Annotated in this window: 15 protein-coding genes, 3 tRNA genes and 1 pseudogene; 7 read left to right on the forward strand and 12 right to left on the reverse strand. The window is 70.0% G+C overall.

Features of this window, described 5'->3' with window-relative positions:
• Window positions 1-352: 352 nt before the first annotated feature.
• The gene (locus AC07EJ_RS15345) at window positions 353-1,207 is read right to left on the reverse strand and encodes a DUF8083 family protein (RefSeq protein ID WP_389481112.1); all 855 of its coding nucleotides are present in this window, start codon (window positions 1,205-1,207) and stop codon (window positions 353-355) included.
• Window positions 1,208-1,427: 220 nt separating this feature from the next.
• Between AC07EJ_RS15345 and AC07EJ_RS15350 the strand changes: the two genes are divergently transcribed.
• Window positions 1,428-2,519 carry a Leu/Phe/Val dehydrogenase gene (locus tag AC07EJ_RS15350; protein WP_389481110.1) on the forward strand — a complete coding sequence of 364 codons (1,092 nt, stop codon included), beginning with the start codon at window positions 1,428-1,430 and terminating at the stop codon, window positions 2,517-2,519.
• Window positions 2,520-2,808: 289 nt separating this feature from the next.
• On the forward strand, window positions 2,809-3,069 hold the full coding sequence (locus AC07EJ_RS15355; protein ID WP_362908443.1) for a DUF3073 domain-containing protein: 261 nt from the start codon (window positions 2,809-2,811) through the stop codon (window positions 3,067-3,069).
• Between the two features lie 118 nt (window positions 3,070-3,187).
• Here the strand turns inward: AC07EJ_RS15355 and purM are convergent, their stop codons facing one another.
• The 8 genes from purM to purS all read right to left on the reverse strand — a co-directional run bounded on the left by purM (window position 3,188) and on the right by purS (window position 12,564).
• Complete coding sequence (purM, locus tag AC07EJ_RS15360; RefSeq protein ID WP_389481107.1) at window positions 3,188-4,261, reverse strand: phosphoribosylformylglycinamidine cyclo-ligase; 1,074 nt, start codon at window positions 4,259-4,261, stop codon at window positions 3,188-3,190.
• Window positions 4,262-4,295: 34 nt separating this feature from the next.
• Window positions 4,296-5,822 (reverse strand): amidophosphoribosyltransferase, encoded by a 1,527-nt coding sequence (gene purF, locus AC07EJ_RS15365; RefSeq protein WP_362908445.1) that lies wholly within the window; start codon window positions 5,820-5,822, stop codon window positions 4,296-4,298.
• Window positions 5,823-6,132: 310 nt separating this feature from the next.
• Window positions 6,133-7,017 carry an META domain-containing protein gene (locus tag AC07EJ_RS15370; protein WP_389481104.1) on the reverse strand — a complete coding sequence of 295 codons (885 nt, stop codon included), beginning with the start codon at window positions 7,015-7,017 and terminating at the stop codon, window positions 6,133-6,135.
• A gap of 87 nt (window positions 7,018-7,104) precedes the next feature.
• Complete coding sequence (locus AC07EJ_RS15375; RefSeq protein WP_389481101.1) at window positions 7,105-7,938, reverse strand: maleylpyruvate isomerase family mycothiol-dependent enzyme; 834 nt, start codon at window positions 7,936-7,938, stop codon at window positions 7,105-7,107.
• Between the two features lie 10 nt (window positions 7,939-7,948).
• Window positions 7,949-9,181, reverse strand: a complete 1,233-nt coding sequence (locus AC07EJ_RS15380; RefSeq protein WP_389481098.1) for a hypothetical protein — start codon at window positions 9,179-9,181, stop codon at window positions 7,949-7,951.
• Window positions 9,182-9,371: 190 nt separating this feature from the next.
• Window positions 9,372-11,621 carry a phosphoribosylformylglycinamidine synthase subunit PurL gene (purL, locus tag AC07EJ_RS15385; RefSeq protein WP_389481095.1) on the reverse strand — a complete coding sequence of 750 codons (2,250 nt, stop codon included), beginning with the start codon at window positions 11,619-11,621 and terminating at the stop codon, window positions 9,372-9,374.
• Window positions 11,618-12,301 (reverse strand): phosphoribosylformylglycinamidine synthase subunit PurQ, encoded by a 684-nt coding sequence (gene purQ, locus AC07EJ_RS15390; protein WP_389481093.1) that lies wholly within the window; start codon window positions 12,299-12,301, stop codon window positions 11,618-11,620. Before purQ ends, purL begins: the two co-directional genes overlap by 4 nt.
• Complete coding sequence (purS, locus tag AC07EJ_RS15395) at window positions 12,298-12,564, reverse strand: phosphoribosylformylglycinamidine synthase subunit PurS (protein WP_362908451.1); 267 nt, start codon at window positions 12,562-12,564, stop codon at window positions 12,298-12,300. Before purS ends, purQ begins: the two co-directional genes overlap by 4 nt.
• A gap of 327 nt (window positions 12,565-12,891) precedes the next feature.
• On the opposite strand from purS, the gene AC07EJ_RS15400 reads away from it, so the two are divergent.
• The 5 genes and pseudogenes from AC07EJ_RS15400 to AC07EJ_RS15420 all read left to right on the forward strand — a co-directional run bounded on the left by AC07EJ_RS15400 (window position 12,892) and on the right by AC07EJ_RS15420 (window position 14,197).
• Window positions 12,892-13,233 carry a histone-like nucleoid-structuring protein Lsr2 gene (locus tag AC07EJ_RS15400; RefSeq protein WP_389481090.1) on the forward strand — a complete coding sequence of 114 codons (342 nt, stop codon included), beginning with the start codon at window positions 12,892-12,894 and terminating at the stop codon, window positions 13,231-13,233.
• A 111-nt stretch (window positions 13,234-13,344) separates the two neighbouring features.
• Window positions 13,345-13,416 (forward strand) — tRNA-Gly (locus AC07EJ_RS15405).
• Window positions 13,417-13,495: 79 nt separating this feature from the next.
• Window positions 13,496-13,571, forward strand: a tRNA-Gly gene (locus AC07EJ_RS15410).
• A gap of 70 nt (window positions 13,572-13,641) precedes the next feature.
• Window positions 13,642-14,098, forward strand: a pseudogene (locus AC07EJ_RS15415) (response regulator); the annotation flags it as partial.
• 23 nt (window positions 14,099-14,121) lie between these two features.
• A tRNA-Gly gene (locus AC07EJ_RS15420) sits at window positions 14,122-14,197 on the forward strand.
• A 57-nt stretch (window positions 14,198-14,254) separates the two neighbouring features.
• Here AC07EJ_RS15420 and AC07EJ_RS15425 read toward each other — a convergent pair.
• From AC07EJ_RS15425 to AC07EJ_RS15435, 3 genes are all read right to left on the reverse strand, one after another.
• Window positions 14,255-15,151: a phosphoribosylaminoimidazolesuccinocarboxamide synthase gene (locus tag AC07EJ_RS15425; protein ID WP_389481088.1), complete on the reverse strand. Its 897-nt coding sequence runs from the start codon at window positions 15,149-15,151 to the stop codon at window positions 14,255-14,257.
• 113 nt (window positions 15,152-15,264) lie between these two features.
• Entirely contained in the window at window positions 15,265-16,806 is a 1,542-nt protein-coding gene (locus tag AC07EJ_RS15430) for a N,N-dimethylformamidase beta subunit family domain-containing protein (RefSeq protein WP_389481085.1), read from the reverse strand.
• A 194-nt stretch (window positions 16,807-17,000) separates the two neighbouring features.
• The gene (locus tag AC07EJ_RS15435) at window positions 17,001-18,899 is read right to left on the reverse strand and encodes a hypothetical protein (RefSeq protein ID WP_478884452.1); all 1,899 of its coding nucleotides are present in this window, start codon (window positions 18,897-18,899) and stop codon (window positions 17,001-17,003) included.
• Window positions 18,900-19,181: the final 282 nt, after the last annotated feature.

Consider the following 19,181-nt stretch of genomic DNA (forward strand, 5'->3'; position numbering starts at 1 on the left):
GTCCTCGGCACTACAACTACACCATCCGTCCAGCCGCGTCGGCCAAACCGATGGAATTGCCCTCCCAGGTGTTCATCAGCGACGGAAGCCGATGGACCATGCCATAGCGGACAGTCACGCCACTGTGACGATCAGTCACAGTGGCGCCAGGAGTCACGAGACCCCCCATAGCGTGCAATGCTGAGATTTCCGGCTGAACGCGGACGAAAGCAGCCGGGCGGAGCCCTCCCCGGACTCCTTGTCCTATTTTGGCACGAGGAGGGGTGATGGGCGCAAGGGTGAGGTAAGTGCGGTCCATCACGCTTGAGGCAAAAGCCCGGATAGGGACCTACGTCCTCGCACGCCCGTCCGGTCAGTTCGCGAACTGCCGGTCCCGCACGGCCCGCCAGCGTTCCATCAGGCGCGCGTACGCCGCCTCTGCACCCTCACCGTCACCGCGTCGGAGCGCCTCGATCCCCTCCGCCACGTCCGCAGCGGAATGATCACCGTCGAGATCCTCCGCGGACAAAGCGTGCACCAGGCCGCCGTAGTCGAGCTCGACGAATGAACGCGGGTGGAACTCTTCGAGCCAGCGCCCCACGTCGACCAGACCGTCGATCAGCGGCCCCTCGTCCATCGTGTCCCGCAGCGTGCGCAGGCCCCGCGCGACCCGGCGCCGCGCCTGCACCATCGGCGTGCGGTACCGCAGCACCGGCGCCGCGCCGTCCACCCGGTCCGCGGCCCCCTTGCCGTACTCACGCTCCTCGTCCGAGACGAGCACGAACCAGTTCAGCGGGATCTGCCAGGTGGACGTGCGGATCCAGGGGCGGGCGTCGGGATTGCGGGCCAGCCAGCGCTCGTAGTCCGCGGCGGACTGCCGGCGCACCACCGGGGGGAGCACTGCGTCCAGCAACGGTGTCGGCAGGCGGCCCGGCAGCTCGTCCAGCGCCTGCCAGCCGCGCAGCCGCGTGCGCCACGGGCACACGCACACCACCCCGTCCGCCTCCATGACGAACGCGTCGTCGCTCTCGTGCACCGGCACGGGCACCGGCGGCGTCGGCAGCAAGTCGGCCAGCGAGCGCCGCAGTTCGTCCTGGTAGGAGGGGCGCTCGCGACGCCGCGCGTAGCGCTCCCAGTGGCTCCGCTCGGGCTCGGGGAACGCCGCGAGGGGTTCGTACACGCGTAGATACGACGCGTAGGGCACGGTCACCGAAGACACCTTGGGCACGGCTGCTCCCTCCCCCGGTCTGCGCCTGGAAAACACTGCAAATCGTCCCATGGCCGAAGGTGAACGCACCTGGCCGGACACGCGCGTACTCCGGGAGAGGGTGATCCTCGGCACTGCGCATCTGGCGGCTCGGCGCAGGCTCTAGTCTCTTGCCCAACGGGGCCCGCCACCCGCACGGGCACCGTCTCCAACCGCCGCTACCTGACCGGGAGTCACCACAGTGACCGACGTAACCGGCGCCCCTGCCGATGTTCTGCACACCCTGTTCCGATCGGATCAGGGCGGCCACGAGCAAGTCGTGCTCTGCCAGGACCGCGCCAGTGGCCTCAAGGCCGTCATCGCCATCCACAGCACCGCCCTGGGCCCCGCCCTCGGCGGCACCCGCTTCTACCCGTACGCGAGCGAGGCGGAGGCCGTCGCCGACGCCCTGAACCTCTCGCGCGGGATGTCGTACAAGAACGCCATGGCCGGCCTCGACCACGGCGGCGGCAAGGCCGTGATCATCGGTGACCCCGAGACGATCAAGAGCGAGGAACTGCTGCTCGCCTACGGCCGGTTCGTCGCCTCGCTCGGCGGGCGCTACGTGACGGCGTGCGACGTCGGCACCTACGTCGCCGACATGGACGTCGTTGCACGCGAGTGCCGCTGGACGACCGGGCGCTCTCCCGAGAACGGCGGCGCCGGCGACTCGTCCGTGCTCACCGCCTTCGGTGTCTTCCAGGGCATGCGGGCCTCCGCCCAGCACCTGTGGGGCGACCCGACACTGCGTGACCGCAAGGTCGGCATCGCGGGCGTCGGTAAGGTCGGCCACCACCTCGTGGAGCACCTCCTGTCGGACGGCGCCGAGGTCGTGATCACCGACGTGCGCGAGGAGTCCGTACGGCGGATTCAGGACAAGCACCCGTCCGTCCGGGCCGTGGCGGACACCGAGGCGCTCATCCAGACCGAGGGGATCGACATCTACGCCCCCTGCGCGCTCGGCGGCGCGCTCAACGACGACTCCGTCCCCGTCCTCACGGCGAAGATCGTCTGCGGCGCGGCCAACAACCAGCTCGCCCACCCGGGCGTCGAGAAGGACCTCGCCGACCGCGGGATCCTCTACGCGCCCGACTACGTCGTGAACGCCGGCGGAGTGATCCAGGTCGCCGACGAGCTGCACGGCTTCGACTTCGACCGGTGCAAGGCCAAGGCCGCGAAGATCTTCGACACGACGCTGGCCATATTCGCACGGGCGAAGGCGGACGGGATTCCGCCGGCCGCCGCCGCCGACCGGATCGCCGAGCAGCGCATGGCGGAGGCCCGTCGCGGCTGACGTTCGAGGCAGCTGGGAGCGGCCCGGCGGCGGATGCGGGAGACAAGACTCACGCCCGTCGGCGGGTCGCTCGCCAAGAAGAGGTTAAAATCGCAGCTGACCAGCGAGGACAGGGCGCCTTGCTGGTCCTGCGCCCAGGCGCGTCCTGCGGGCGACGTACCGTATGGCCGCGGGAGCAGGTACCGTGGAAGCCCTAAGGACGGGTCTCTCCGCGGAGAGCCCGTTCGAGATCATGAACGCGTGTCAAGACTCTGGGGCCGTCGAGCCCCGTCACCGAGGGGGTCGAGCCATGGGGCGCGGCCGGGCAAAGGCCAAGCAGACGAAGGTCGCCCGCCAGCTGAAGTACAGCAGCGGCGGGACTGACCTGTCGCGTCTGGCCAATGAGCTGGGCGCTTCGACCTCGAATCAGCCGCCGAATGGCGAGCCGTTCGAGGACGACGACGACGAGGAAGACGACCCGTACGCCCAGTACGCGGATCTGTATAACGACGACGAGGATGACGAGGACTCCGATGAGTCCGGTCCCTCGTCGCAGCGCCGCGGCGCTTGACCTCGCAGTCCTGCAGTCCAGCAGTAGTTCTTCGCAGTTCTCGTTTTCGTAGCAACTGCACTTCACCCGGTCCGGGGTGGTCACACGCCGGACCGGGTTTTGTGCTGCCCTGCGGGACTTACTTGCTGTAGTCACCCGTGAGCGCCGCGCCCGTGGTGTGCTGGCCGCGCTCGGTGATCTCACCGGCGACCCACGAGTCCACGCCGCGGTCGGCGAGCGTCGCGAGCGCGGAGTCCACCGCGTCCTGGGGCACGATCGCCATCATGCCGACGCCCATGTTCAGCGTCTTCTCGAGCTCCAGGCGTTCCACCGCGCCGGCCTTGCCGACGAGGTCGAAGATCGCGCCGGGCGCCCACGTCGAGCGGTCCACGGTGGCGTGCAGGCCGTCCGGGATGACCCGGGCCAGATTGGCCGCGAGGCCGCCGCCCGTGATGTGGCTGTACGCGTGGACGTCCGTGGTGCGGGTCAGCGCCAGGCAGTCCAGCGAGTAGATCTTGGTGGGCTCCAGGAGCTCCTCGCCGAGCGTGCGGCCGAGCTCCTCGATGTGCTGGTCGAGCCCCAGGTTCGCGCGGTCGAAGAGGACGTGGCGGACCAGCGAGTACCCGTTCGAGTGAAGGCCGGAGGACGCCATGGCGATCACCGCGTCACCCGTACGGATACGATCCGGGCCGAGCAGCCGGTCGGCCTCCACGACGCCGGTGCCGGCGCCCGCGACGTCGAAGTCGTCCGGGCCGAGCAGGCCCGGATGCTCCGCGGTCTCGCCGCCGACGAGGGAGCAGCCGGCCAGGACACAGCCCTCGGCGATGCCCTTCACGATCGCGGCGACACGCTCGGGGTGCACCTTGCCGACGCAGATGTAGTCGGTCATGAACAGCGGCTCGGCGCCGCAGACCACGATGTCGTCCATGACCATCGCGACGAGGTCGTGACCGATGGTGTCGTACACGCCGAGCCGGCGGGCGATGTCGACCTTCGTGCCGACTCCGTCCGTGGCGGAGGCGAGCAGCGGACGCTCGTAGCGCTTGAACGCGGAGGCGTCGAAGAGGCCGGCGAATCCGCCGAGACCGCCGAGGCCTGCGACCTCGGGGCGCTGCGTCTTCTTCACCCACTCCTTCATCAGCTCGACGGCGCGGTCGCCCGCTTCGATGTCGACGCCCGCGGACGCATAGCTGGCACCAGGTGTCTCAGACATGGCTTGAGAACTTTCGTGTCGTATGACGGGGGTCTTACGGGCGACGGAGGGCGTCGGTGGCGGCGGTGTTCGCCGGTCCTGCCGCGAGCTCGGTCTCCAGGAGCTGCTTGCCGAGCAGCTCGGGGTCCGGAAGGTCCATCGGGTACTCGCCGTCGAAGCAGGCGCGGCAGAGGTTCGGCTTGTCGATGGTCGTGGCCTCGATCATGCCGTCGATGGAGATGTAGGAGAGGGAGTCGGCGCCCAGGGACTTGCCGATCTCGTCGATCGACATGCCGTTGGCGATCAGCTCGGCGCGCGTCGCGAAGTCGATGCCGAAGAAGCACGGCCACTTCACGGGGGGAGAGGAGATCCGGATGTGGATCTCGGCCGCGCCCGCTTCGCGGAGCATGCGGACCAGGGCGCGCTGGGTGTTGCCGCGGACGATCGAGTCGTCGACGACGACCAGCCGCTTGCCCTTGATGACTTCCTTGAGCGGGTTGAGCTTCAGCCGGATACCGAGCTGGCGGATGGTCTGCGAGGGCTGGATGAAGGTCCGGCCGACGTACGCGTTCTTGACCAGTCCCGCGCCGAACGGAATGCCGGAGGCCTCCGCGTAACCGATCGCGGCGGGGGTGCCCGATTCCGGCGTCGCTATGACCAGGTCGGCCTCGACCGGAGCTTCCTTGGCGAGTTTGCGGCCCATCTCCACGCGGGAGAGGTACACGTTCCGCCCGGCGATGTCGGTGTCGGGGCGGGCCAGGTAGACGTACTCGAAGACACAGCCCTTGGGCTTCGCTTCTGCGAATCGGGAGGTGCGCAGGCCGTTCTCGTCGATGGCGACGAACTCGCCCGGCTCGATCTCGCGCACGTAGCTGGCGCCGCAGATGTCGAGGGCGGCGGACTCGGAGGCGACGACCCAGCCGCGCTCCAGCCGGCCGAGGACCAGCGGGCGGATGCCCTGCGGGTCGCGGGCCGCGTAGAGGGTGTGCTCGTCCATGAAGACGAGGGAGAAGGCGCCCTTGACGTCCGGGAGGATCTTGGCGGCGGCTTCCTCGATGGTCAGCGGCTTGCCGTCGTCGTCGACCTGGCCCGCGAGGAGCGCGGTCACGAGGTCGGTGTCGTTGGTCGCCGCGAGCTGCGTGTTGCGGCCGTTCTCCTTGGGGAGGGCCGCGACCATCTCGGCGAGCTGCGCCGTGTTGACCAGGTTGCCGTTGTGGCCGAGCGCGATCGAGCCGTGCGCGGTGGCACGGAACGTCGGCTGGGCGTTCTCCCACACGGAGGCGCCGGTGGTCGAGTAGCGGGCGTGACCGACCGCGATATGACCCTTGAGCGAACCGAGAGAGGTCTCGTCGAAGACCTGGGACACGAGGCCCATGTCCTTGAAGACGAGAATCTGGGAGCCGTTGCTCACCGCGATTCCCGCGGATTCCTGACCTCGATGCTGGAGGGCGTAGAGCCCGAAGTAAGTGAGCTTGGCGACCTCTTCACCGGGAGCCCAGACACCGAAGACGCCGCAAGCGTCCTGGGGGCCTTTCTCGCCGGGGAGCAGATCATGATTGAGTCGACCGTCACCACGTGGCACGCCACCGAGTGTAGGCGAGATCGACCACTGGTCCGAATTGGCGAACGTGATCCCGTGCCTGGTCGAGCCGGCGGGGCCCGCTCTCGAGGCTCTTGCCCGGGGGTGCGCGAGCCCTCACCGACCCGCTTTCGCCTGTCCCGCCCATTCGGCGTGATCATGGTGCTGACCTGGCTCTTCGTGTGCTAAAGCGGTTGCCGGGCGGGGCCGGGAGCCCAGTCGGCGGGCGGTGCGGGGTGGGGGGCGTCGGTGGGGGCGGCGCCGGGCGCGCACGCGCCGCCGAGTGTGACGGAATTCGCTGCGGGCCGCCTGGTCAGCCGCGGCCCGCTCCCGCCTCGGCGCCGGTTCCGTCGGGCGCCGTCAGCCTGAGGGTGCGGCCCTGGACCTCGTACGACAGCTTCTGGGCGAAGAGTTTCAGCAGGGCGCGTTCGGTGTCCATGCGCGGGCCCTGGCAGAGCATGCGGGTGGTGACGGGCCTGCCGAGCGTGAGGTGGCCGTCGCGGAACTCCGCCTTCGCGCGGAAACGGTTGCAGCCGAGGTCTCCGGTCACGGTGCCGTCCGTGCCATCCCTGCTGTCCCTGCCGTCCGTGCCATCCCTGCTATCCCTGCCGTCCGTGCCACCCCTGCCATCCGTGCCATCCTTGCCCTCCCTGTCGAAGGTCAGCTTGGCGCGGCCCGCGACCTCCTTCGGCAGCGAGGTCGCGACGTCGTCGGAGAGCAGGCTCGTGACGGTCCACTCGGTGCCGGTCAGCGGGGCCGGACGCTCCTTGACCAGGGCGATCGTGTCGCCGTCGTCGGTCGTGAGGGTGAGGTGGTCACCGTCGGTCCTGGCCTTGTTGCTGCCGCCGATGGCGCGGCCGAATGTCTTCTCGAAGTCCCGGTCCTTCTTGTCCATGCACATCGACATCGTCACGGTGGCCTTGCCGATACGGATCGTGTCCCCGTCGATCTCGGCCTCCGCGTCGAAGCTGTTGCAGCCGTTGTTGCCGCGCGCCCGGTCCGCCGAGGGGAACTCCACGTACGTGCTCCCGGGGGCCTGCGTCGTGGTGCCGTCGACGGTGACGCTCTCGACGTTCCAGCGGACGCCGGTGACGGGCGTACCCCCGACGGACACGGTCTGTGATCCGCACGCCGCGACGGCCGCCAGGGGCAGGAGCGCGGCGGCCAGGACAGTAATTTTCCGGGATTGCGTGTGCATGGCGATGGGACGGGCGGGGTGGGCGGATCGGTTCCACTTCCTCCGGAAGCCCCTCCGGGGGTCCTGCCGGAAGCCCCTCCGGAAGAGCTAGCCCATGAGGGGCAGGAGTCTGCTGAGATCAGCCCGTTCGCCGCTCGCGCTGACCTTCGCGTCGTCCAGGACGGCGCGCCACTCGACGCGTCCGGTGGCGAGGCGGATCCAGGTGAGCGGGTCGGTCTCGACGACGTTCGGCGGGGTGCCGCGGGTGTGGCGGGGGCCCTCGACGCACTGGACGACGGCGAACGGCGGGATCCGCACCTCGGTCGATGCGCCGGGCGCCTTCACGGCGAGGGTGTCGGCGAGCACCCGGGTGCAGGCGGCGAGCGCCTGACGGTCGTACGGGACGTCGAGGCCGGGCAGCGCGTCGTTCAGGTCGTCGGTGTGGACGACGAGTTCGACGATTCGGGTGACGAGGAAGTCGGCGAGGGTCATGGCGCCGGTTTGGGGCTCCCCTGCCCCAGCGCGGTCGAGAGCTTGCGGAAGGGTGGGCACGAGGCGGGTGCCGGGGGCCTCGGCCAGGGCCTTCTCGATACGGGCCGTGGTGCGCGCAAAGAGCTCCGCCGACTCCGCACTCGCGGCGAGTTCCCTGGTGCGTTCGGCGATGGCGGCGGACTTGGTCGCGGTCCCCGACGGCCATTCCAGCAGCGGGAGTTCATGCTTGGCAGGCTCCGCCATCTCCAGCACCCTGGCCACCGCGCCGACCACCATCGCGACGTGCGCCGCCAGTTCCCGCACGGTCCAGTCACCGAGCCGGGTCGGGGCGGCGAGCTGCTCCTCGGTGAGTCCCGCCACCGCTTCCCTCACGTGGGCGAACTGGGCGAGAACTGCCGTCCGGATCTTGGCAGGGTCGTACGTACGGGTGCGCTTCTTGGCCGGAGGCATGGCGATGAGCCTATGGCCTGCCGTCCCGGCCGACACGGAAGGTCGCGGAGTCGGGGAACTCGACGTCCGTGCAGCCACGGCGCTTCGTCACGTCCGTGACGTAGGCACGGAACACCTTCTCGTACGCGGGGGTCACGAGTCTCGCGTAGTCGAAGGCGATGGTCATGGTGTGGATCTGCGGCTGACCGTCACAGACGGAGGAGGCCCACCAGACCGTCCACTCTTCGCTGCGGCCCGCCTTGCCCGGTTCCGCGAGCTCCGGGGCCTCGTCGTATCTCGTGCTCCTGAGCTGGACGTTCTTCGCGTCCTCTCCGGAGTGGGTGTGGAAGGAGGCGAACCATTGCCCCGGGCGGGACTGCGGGCTGAGGAGGTCGAGTTTCCCCCCATGGGTCTGCCACAGGTCGGCCGCGCGGGTGTCGCTGAGCACGAGGCCGCACCGCTCGTCCCAGAGCTTGTCGTCCGTGCGGCTCTCCAGGACCTGGTCCGCGTACTGAGCCCCGCGGGCGAAACCGGCCCTGCGGTACCAGGCGCAGGTGCCCTCGGCATGCGAGACCGGGGTCGGTCCTTCGGCCAGGGCGGGTATGTCGTCCGGCGGGTCGGGCAGCCGTTCGGCGCAGCCCAGCCGCTCCGCGAGGTTGTTGGCGGTGAGCACGGCGGTCTCGGCGAGCGTGCTCCGGTCGTGGGCGGTGAGCTGGCCGTTCTCCGTGAAGGGTGGCCCTGGATCCATCAGCGCGGCACTGGCCCACAGGGCCTTGATCGGTGATCCGGCCGACCTGCCCTCGGGGCAGGGGAGTTGAACGGTGACGCCCGAGTCCGTGACCAGCCCGGCGATGCCGCCGCCGAGCGGCTGGGCGGGGTAGGTGTGGCCGGAGTACGAGTCGAGGATGTCGCCCACCGGGTCGTCGGCGATGACGGCGCTGTTACCCGGCACGGCACCCACCGCACCCGTGAAGAACCAGCGTTCACCGGTGTGGGTGCCGTACTTCTCGCCCGCCTCGGAGCTGAAGATCTCGCAGTCCTGCGGCAGACCGGCGCCGAGTTCGACCGTCCCCTCATCGGCCACCCGGTGCGAGATGGTTCCTCCCGCCGGGGAGAGCGCGAGTACGCGCCCGGCCGGGACGAGCCCCGCGCAGGCCGCGTTGATCTGGCGCCGACCCTCCCAGACCTGCCAGATCACCTGACCGCTCCAGCCGATGCCGGCCACCGCAACCAGACACAGCAGGACGTTCACAGACTTCTGCACACGTTCAGGTACCTGCACAGCTCCCCCGTACGTCGCTCCCCGTGCGCTCCATGCGCTCCATGCGCTCCATGCGCCGCCGAAGCTATCAGCGCCCTCGCCCGGCTGACGGCCACCGTCTGAAGACGACAGACGTCAGGCCCCACCCGGCTCCCCGGGTGGGGCCTGACACTCGTACGCAGAAGACCCGGTCTCAGGCCAGCAGCGCCGGGATCGTCGCCTCGTGGGCCTCGCGGAGTTCCGTGAGGGAGAGGGCGAACTCGCCCTGGAGGTGCACCGCGTCGCCGTCGACCACGCCGATGCGGGTGGCCGGGAGGCCGCGTGCGCCGCACATGTCGGTGAATCGCAGCTCCTCGCTCCGCGGGACGGCGACGACCGCGCGGCCCGCCGACTCGGAGAACAGGAACGTGAACGCGTCCAGGCCGTCGGGCACGATGAGCCGGGCGCCCTTGTCGCCGAGCATCGCCGACTCGACCACGGCCTGGATCAGACCGCCGTCGGACAGGTCGTGCGCGGCGTCGATCATGCCGTCGCGGGACGCCGAGATCAGGATGTCGGCGAGCAGCCGCTCCCGCTCCAGGTCGACCTGCGGGGGCAGACCGCCGAGGTGGTCGTGGACGACCTGCGACCAGGCCGAGCCGCCGAACTCCTCACGGGTGTCGCCGAGCAGGTAGAGGAGCTGGCCCTCTTCCTTGAAGGCGACCGGCGTGCGGCGGGCGACATCGTCGATGACGCCGAGCACGGCCACGACCGGCGTCGGGTGGATCGCCGCCTCGCCCGTCTGGTTGTACAGCGAGACGTTTCCGCCGGTCACCGGGGTGCCGAGGATCTGGCAGGCGTCGGCGAGACCGCGGATGGCCTCGACGAACTGCCACATGACGTCCGGGTCCTCGGGCGAACCGAAGTTCAGGCAGTCGGAGATCGCGAGCGGCTTGGCGCCGGTCGTCGCGACGTTCCGGTACGCCTCGGCGAGGGCGAGCTGCGCGCCGTGGTACGGGTCGAGCTTCGCGTAACGGCCGTTGCCGTCGGTCGCGATGGCGACGCCGAGCCCGGTCTCCTCGTCGATGCGGATCATGCCCGAGTCCTCGGGCTGCGCGAGGACGGTGTTGCCCTGCACGAAGTGGTCGTACTGCGAGGTGATCCACTTCTTCGACGCCTGGTTGGGCGACGCGACCAGCTTCAGGACCTGGGCCTTCAGCTCCTCCTTGGAGGTGGGCCGCGGCAGCTTGTTCGCGTCGTCGGCCTGGAGCGCGTCCTGCCACACGGGGCGTGCGTAGGGGCGCTCGTAGGTCGGGCCCTCGTGGGCGACCGTGCGCGGGTCGACGTCGACGATCTTCTCGCCGTGCCAGAAGATCTCCAGGCGGTCGCCGTCGGTCACCTCACCGATGACGGTGGCGATGACGTCCCACTTCTCGCAGATCTCCAGGAAGCGGTCGACCTTCTCCGGCTCCACCACCGCGCACATGCGCTCCTGCGACTCGCTCATGAGGATCTCCTCAGGAGAGAGCGTCGAGTCGCGCAGCGGTACGTCGTCCAGCTCGACGCGCATACCGCCCGAACCGTTGGACGCCAGCTCGCTGGTGGCGCAGGAGATGCCGGCGGCACCGAGGTCCTGGATACCGACGACGAGCTTCTCGGCGAAGGCCTCCAGGGTGCACTCGATGAGCAGCTTCTCCTGGAAGGGGTCGCCGACCTGGACGGCGGGGCGCTTCGAGGGCTTCGCGTCGTCGAAGGTCTCGGAGGCCAGGATGGAGGCGCCGCCGATGCCGTCGCCGCCCGTCCGGGCCCCGTACATGATGACCTTGTTCCCCGGGCCCGACGCCTTCGCCAGGTGGATGTCCTCGTGCCGCATGACACCGATGGCACCCGCGTTGACCAGCGGGTTTCCCTGGTAGCAGGCGTCGAAGACGACCTCGCCGCCGATGTTCGGCAGGCCCAGGCAGTTGCCGTAGCCGCCGATGCCGGCGACGACGCCCGGCAGGACACGCTTGGTGTCGGGGTGGTCGGCCGCGCCGAAGCGCAGCGGGTCCACGACCGCGACCGGGCGCGCGCCCATCGCGATGATGTCGCGCACGATGCCGCCGACGCCGGTGGCCGCGCCCTGGTAGGGCTCGACGTACGACGGGTGGTTGTGCGACTCGACCTTGAAGGTGACGGCGTAGCCCTGGCCGACGTCCACGACACCGGCGTTCTCACCGATGCCGACGAGCAGCGCGTCGGACTGCGGGGCCTTCTCGCCGAACTGGCGCAAGTGGATCTTGGACGACTTGTACGAGCAGTGCTCGGACCACATCACCGAGTACATGGCGAGCTCGGCGCCGGTGGGACGGCGGCCGAGGATCTCCACGACGCGCTCGTACTCGTCCTTCTTCAGGCCGAGTTCGGCCCAGGGGAGCTCGACGTCGGGGGTCTGTGCGGCGTTCTCAACGGTGTCGAGGCTCATGAGGCAGCGACCAGCTTCTTGAGGATCGAGGTGAAGAAGGGGAGGCCGTCGGTGCGACCGGAGCCGACGAGCGGCTCCACGGCGTGCTCCGGGTGCGGCATCAGACCGACGACGTTGCCCGCCTCGTTCGTGATGCCGGCGATGTCCCGCAGCGAGCCGTTCGGGTTGAAGTCCATGTACCGGAAGACGACGCGGCCCTCCGCCTCCAGCATGTCCAGCGTGCGCTCGTCGGCGACGTAGCGGCCGTCCATGTTCTTCAGCGGGATGTGGATCTCCTGGCCCGCCATGTAGTCGACGGTCCAGGCGGTGTCCGTGTTCTCCACGCGGAGCTTCTGGTCACGGCAGATGAAGTGCAGATGGTCATTGCCGAGCATCGCGCCGGGGAGCAGGTGCGCCTCGGTCAGGACCTGGAAGCCATTGCAGATACCGAGAACGGGAAGACCCGCCTTGGCCTGGTCGACGACGGACTCCATCACCGGCGAGAACCGGGAGATGGCACCCGCCCGCAGATAGTCGCCGTAGGAGAATCCACCGGGCAGGACGACGGCGTCGACCTGCTTCAGATCCTTGTCCTTGTGCCAGAGGGCTACGGGTTCAGCGCCGGCGAGTCGGATCGCGCGCTGCGTGTCCCGGTCGTCGAGGGAACCAGGAAAAGTGACGACGCCAATACGAGCGGTCACTTTTCTGCCCCCACCGCGAGTTCTTCCACCTTCACAGTGAAGTTCTCGATCACGGTGTTGGCGAGGAACGTGTCGGCCAACTCATGGATACGGGCGAGGACGGCATCGTCAACGGGCCCGTCAACCTCGAGTTCGAATCGCTTTCCCTGACGTACGTCGGAGATGCCCTCGAAACCGAGGCGCGGCAGTGCACGCTGCACCGCCTGGCCCTGGGGGTCGAGGATCTCCGGCTTGAGCATGACGTCGACTACGACGCGTGCCACTGGCACTCCCGGTGTGTGGTGCTGAGCAGGTCCCTTCAGACTACCCGGACAAAATTTCTACTCGCGTAGACCGTAGGAAGCTACGAGAGCCCGGTCACGTTACTGCAACAGCGCGGCGAACCCGTGGAAAATCCGGGGAAAGATTTCGGAGACCCATTGCCTCCGGACACGCGGGCGGATTTAGTCGGTCTTCACAATGCAATGCCAGGCAAGGTAAAAAGGAAATGGCGAAAGCGGGCAGTTCGCCTGTCCTTTGCCCCATAACAGCCGGACAGTCGACATCGGCGCACGTCAAGGCGTAGATGTCGCACGAAGGGACCGATATTCGTGGCGCAGCGTGTCGTAGTCACTCTCTCCGACGACATCGACGGCGGAGAAGCCGCAGAAACGGTCGTGTTCGGTCTCGACGGCAAGTCGTACGAGATCGACCTGAATCCAGCCAATGCCAAGAAACTGCGCACGGCCCTGGCCCCCTTCCTTCAGGCCGGCCGCAAGCAGACCGGCTCGGGCAAGGCCGGCTCGGGCAAGACCGTCAGGAGCTTCAAGCACACCGCGGTGTCCGCCGACCCGGCGGCCGTCCGCGCCTGGGCGCGCTCGCACAAGATGGACGTCCCGCCGCGCGGCCGCATCCCCAAGCGGGTCTACGAGGCGTTCGAGGCGGCCAACTGACCCCCTCCGACAGCCCGCAGAGCAGCCGACTTGCGCTGCACCCCTGTTGATCAGCTAAAGTCTGGAGCACGCCGAGGGGCGAGGCCGAAAAGCCGGACCTCACGGAGTCTTGCGGGTGTAGTTCAGTAGTAGAACATCCCCCTTCCAGGGGGAAGGCGCAGTGTGCAATTCCTGTCACCCGCTCTGCATCGCGTACCAACCACTCTTCGGAGTGCGGTAGGCTGGTGCTCGCGCCGATCGATGAGAGTCGATCGGAGGCAGTGCGAACGTAGCTCAGTTGGTAGAGCGCAACCTTGCCAAGGTTGAGGTCGCGAGTTCGAACCTCGTCGTTCGCTCCAGTTGAAGGCCCCGGTCCATCGGACCGGGGCCTTCTGCATGTCCGCCTCTCTCGTCGCCGGACGATCCCGTGTGGCCGTACTCGATCTGGAGATGCCGACGCCGACGGTGTGAAGGCCGCCACAGTGCTGCGCGGTGAACTGCCCGCGTGCCGGGTCGTGATCGTGACCGGTCACGGGTGCCCGGGGCATCTGAAGCGAGCCCTGTCCGCCGGGGTGCATGCCTTCGTGCCGAAGACCGTGAGTGCCCAGCGGCTCGCCGAGATCATCAGGGCCGTGCACGCAGGAAGCCGTTATGTGGAACGGGAGTTGGCGGTCGACTCGATCGCCGCGGGCGGCTCGTCGCTGACCACGCGCGAGGGCGAGGTGCTCGAATTCGCCGCCGCCGGGGCGCCGGTCGCGGAGATCGCGGAGCGCGCCGCGCCCTCGCAGGGAATCGTACGGAACTGTCTGTCGTCCGCCGTCTCGAAGTTCGGCACCGGCAACCGGCACTCGGAGGTGCGGCTCGCACGGCGCGGGGTTGGGTATAGTTGCTCTCGCGCCACGGCGCAGTGCGAACGTAGCTCAGTTGGTAGAGCGCAACCTTGCCAAGGTTGAGGTCGCGAGTTCGAACCTCGTCGTTCGCTCCACAGAAAGCCCCCGGCACCTCAGGTGCCGGGGGCTTTCGCGTATCCGCGGCGCCGTGGTTACCAGCTGACGCCGGTCAGGCGCTCGTACGCCTCGATGTACTTGGCGCGCGTCGCGTCCACGACCTGCTGCGGAAGGGCCGGCGGCGGCTGCTCGCTCCCCCGGTCCCAGCCCGACTCGGGGCCCGTCAGCCAGTTCCGCACGTACTGCTTGTCGAACGACGGCTGGGCGTGGCCCGGCTCCCACTCAGCGGCGGGCCAGAAGCGGGACGAGTCCGGGGTGAGGACCTCGTCGCCGAGGATCAGCGCCTCGCCGTCGAAGCCGAACTCGAACTTGGTGTCCGCGAGGATCACGCCGCGCTCCCGCGCGATGTCCCGGGCCCGGCCGTAGACGGCGAGCGTCATCCGGCGCAGCTCGGCGGCGGTCTCCGCGCCGACCTGGCGGGCCGCCTCCTCGTAACTCACGTTCTCGTCGTGCTCGCCGACCTCGGCCTTCGTGGCGGGCGTGAAGATCGGGGCGGGCAGCTCAGAGCCGTCGGTCAGGCCCTCGGGCAGGGCGAGACCGCAGACCGTGCGCGACGCGTTGTACTCGACGAGGCCGGAGCCCGTCAGATAGCCGCGGGCCACGCACTCGACGGGGACCATGCGCAGCGACTTGCAGATGAGGGTGCGGCCCTGCCAGTCGGCGGGGGCGCCGGGCGGCAGCTCCGTCGACAGGACGTGGTTGGGGACCAGGTCGGCGAGCTGGTCGAACCACCACAGCGACAGCTGCGTGAGCACGCGGCCCTTGTCGGGGATGGGGGTGGGCAGTACCCAGTCGTAGGCGGACATGCGGTCGGAGGCGACCATCACGAGGTCGCCCGCCTCGTTCCGGTACAGGTCCCGCACCTTGCCGGTGTGGAGGTGTACCAGGCCCGGCACCTGCTGGGGTTCGGGCTTTTCGACGAATCCGGACACGGTTCCTCCCCGTGGATATGTACGAGTACACCTGATTCTCGCTCATACGGGGATGAGTTTTGGCCACGGGTCCGGCGGGCGGCAGCGGCGGGGACGGGTCGGGGCGCGGCTGGTCAGTCGCGTTTGCAGATCCGGTCGAGGAGGTTGGCCGTCGCGCGCTGGATCCGCGGGTCGACGTGGCCGGGGCGGTCGAGGGCCGGGGACCAGGCGAACGTGCCGGACGCGAAGACCAGCGATCCGGACGGCGCCCGGTAGAGGGAGGTCTCCTGGTGGCGCGGCGCCCGCTCGCTGTCGCGGTAGGGCGAGTGGGCGAGCAGGATGCGGTCCTCGTGCTCCGGCAGCGCGGTGCGCGGGAAGTAGCGGTCGGCCTCGCCCGCGACCAGGCCGTCGATCTCGTCGCCCTCGTGCGCCCCGGTGGCCTCCCACAGCCAGTGGTCGGCATTGCGTACGACGAGGGGGTGCGGCTCCGGGACGCGGCCCGCGTACTGGATGCCCATGAGCTGCTGCTCGGGGCGGTCGATCTCGCGCCACAGGGCGGACTTCCCGGGCGCTCTGCGCTTGTGGCAGGTGAGCAGCCGGTCCGGCACGCCGGACGGGGACGGGCCCAACTCCACCTGCCAGTACATGGTGTTGGCGGAGAGGAACACGAGGGAGGTGCCGTGCTCCCGGGCCACTTCCGTGGTGCGGCGCATCGGCGTCGACCAATACTCGTCGTGTCCGGGGAAGACGAGGCCCCGGTAGCGGGTCGGGTCGATGCGGCCCGCGTGCAGGTCGCGGGCGTCCGCGTACGCGAGGTCGTAGCCGTACCGCTCGGCCCAGCGGATGAAGTCGTAGGCGTGGCCGACGTGCAGGGGGAGGCCCGCGCCGGCGTACGGGCGGTCGAAGGAGACCGTCGTCGCGGCGTCGCCCTCGCCGAGCAGTCGGCCCTCCTCGTCCCACGCGTGGTAGAGGCTCGCCCCCGTGTGCCCGTCCTCCGGATAGAGGTTGTACGCCTGCCAGGTCACGTCCGGCAGGAGCAGGAGGAGGTCGGCGGGGCGGCTGTCGCGGACCGTGAAGGGAACGTGCGAGCGGTAGCCGTCGACGGTGGTGAGGACCGCCACGTACGCCCCCACGTTCCAGAACGACGGGATCTGCAGGCGCCAGGACAGCCACCAGTGGTGGCAGGAGACCGTGCGGTCCGCGGTGAGCGGGGGCGGCTGGACGATGCCGGAGAGCCGCGGACTGGTGACGATCTTGCTGGCGCCGTCGCCGCCGTAGTGGCCGATGCGGTAGATGTCGACGCTGAACTGCTGGGGCGGGTCCACCGTGATGTGGAAGTCGATCGCCTCGCCGGGCGCGGCCGCTCCGGTCGACGTGAAGCCCTTGATCTGGCGGTGCACGTCGTCGGCCATGCGGGGGCCGCCGGTGCGGGGGCTCGGGATGTTGGCCGCGATGTTGCTCGCGCCGGGCTGGGGGACGTGGTCGACGTACCAGGGGACCACCTGTCCCGTGTCGTCGAAGTAGTGCTCGGTGCCGCGCAGCCATGGCAGCGGACCCTGGCCGAAGGGATCGCTCACGGCGTGGGCCAGCGCTCCGGACTCCCAGCGGCGGATGGTGCGGGGTGACCGCGCGTTGTCCGGCCGTCCGGCCTTCTGCCCCTCCCGTTCCGGCCCCATGCCCGCTCCCCTCCCTCGCTCCCCCGAGCCCTCGTGCGCCGTCTGTCAGCGACCGGCCCCAGCACATCACATTACGCACGCACTCCGTCACCGTTCGTCGCGAATTGACGTGAACGGAACCTGAGCCTCCGGAGGTTGGGGGGTCGAGGGGGCGGATGTGAGGGGTGCGGGTGTGCCGCGTTTTCCGTCGCGTCCTACACGAGGCGGACCGGCTTCTCGGGGCGGATGCCGAGGCGGGTGAGCCAGGCGCGCAGAGGCTCCGGGTCTCCCTCCTCCACGAGACTGAGCACACGCGGGATCAGGTCCTTGGCGCGCTCGCCGTCGACCAGGAGCGAGGGGCCGTCCAGCCAGTCGAGACCGGGGGCCGCTCCGGCCGTGTCCACGGCGGCGCAGCACACCATCGCCGTGACGTGATCGGCCACCAACTCCCGTCCTGTACGCGGTGGTTGGAGCGGGAAGAGCGGGAGCATGCCCTCGTCCCACAGTGCCTCGTCGGGCCCTTGTCCGGCGGCGGGCACGGGTGGGGCGGGGCGCTCGCTCTCCTCCCGGGCCGACTCGGCACTCAGGCCGGCGGCGAGCAGAGCGGTGGGGGTGTCGTCGCGGTCCTCGGGGTCCTCGGGGTCGTCGTCGCGTGCTTCGGCGGCGTCCTCGCGAGCTTCGGGGGCGGGGGGGTCCGAGTCGGGGACGGTGGGGTCCGAATCGGGGACGGTGGGGTCGGCCGGGGCTACGGAACCGGCGGGGTCAGCCGGGGCCACCGGCTCTTCGGAGTCCTCGGCCCCTACGGAGTCCCCGGCGCGCGTCGCCGTCGCGAGGTGGTCCATCACCCGGGCGAGTGTCGGGCCCTCCGGGTGGTCGGGGGACGCGGGATCAGCACAGCCGCGTACGCCGAGTGCGTCGAGGACACGGTGGAGACGCGCCGCGTCCATACGCCACTTGCGGTCCACGACTTCGTCCGGATACTCCTGCCAGTCGACCGGCGCCCAGTCGGGGCCCGGCTCGGCGGGGCCTCCGTGGAACAGCCGGGCCGCGAGCAGCGACGCCGCCTCGTCCACCAGGCCCGGCTCCTCCAGCAGATCGCAGGCGGGCCGCTCCCCGAGCCGGGAGGCGAACCCCTCGGCGAGGCGGTCGCGCCGGGACAGCTCGGTGAGAGCGGCCACGACGCCCACGTCCAGGCGGGAGGGCCAGCGCCCCATGCGCCAGGCGGGCAGCGCGACCCGGGTGAGGAGCCGGTCCCAGCCCGCGTAGGCCAGGCCGACCTGCTCCTGGGCGATGATCCGCACGCCGTAGTCCACAGTCTGTGCGCGCTCGGCGGCGGCCGCCGCGACCCCGCGCTCCATCTCGCCCGCGTACTCACGGCAGCTGCGCAGCAGCAGGCGCGCGACCCAGCCGACGCCGCCGAGCACCACCCGCCCCAACGGTCCGCGGCCGGGCGCCGACGCGACGGCGACCGCCGCGTCCAGGCCCCGCACGAAGCGGCGGGCGGCCGCTATGTCCGGGTGCGCCGACGGTCCCGTACCGGCGACGACCGGGGCGAGGACGGCGCGCAGCTCGCCCACGCGCATCCACCAGAGGAAGGGGGAGCCGATGACCAGGACCGGCGCGGCCGGAACCCGGCCCCGGCCGGCGCCGCCGGCCCGGATACCCACGCCGTCGGCGTCGCGCGGGATCCGGCCCTCGTCGTCCTTGGGTCTGGGCGGTCCGTGCGCGGGATGCGTACGGTCCTCCAGCCAGCTGTCGCAGTCCGGGGTGAGCGCTATGGCCGAGGGGGCCGGGACGTCGAGCCGGTCGGCGAGATCGCGCACCAGGCGGTAGAGATCGGGGGCCCGCTCCTCGTCGATCGGCACCGTCGGGCTGACGGCCGGGCGGGCGCGGGCCACCACGAGGGCGATGCCCGCCGCGGCGGCCAGGACGACCAGGGCGACGACTGTGACGATCCACCGCGCCGTCCGCCAGCCGTCGCCGACCATGTGCCCGGTGGCGGCGCCCGCGGCCAGCACGACCGCGAAGGCCGCGGGCAGCAGGGCGACGGCCAGTGCTCTGCCGCGGATTCGCAGCACCGCGAGAGCCCGGGAGCGCGCGGACTGCGCGCCCATCTCCGCACCCGTACCGGACACGACCGATGTCACCCCCTGCTGCCTATGTTGCCTGCACCCATGGCTCTGTCCATGCCCCCACTGTGGCATCCGTCACTGACATCGCAATGCCGGTGGGCCAAGTGCCGGAACGCTTTCGCCGCACCCTAGTTGGGGCACACGGCATCGTCAGCCGGATGGGCGAGCGGTCACTCGATGGAATGGCTTTGGGTAGAGGTGGATGACATTCAGGCCCCTGATCCGGTCCGGATCAAGGGCCTGAGGTTCACGCAGGTGAGGCTT

The sequence above is a fragment of the Streptomyces sp. NPDC045026 genome (assembly GCF_056432625.1).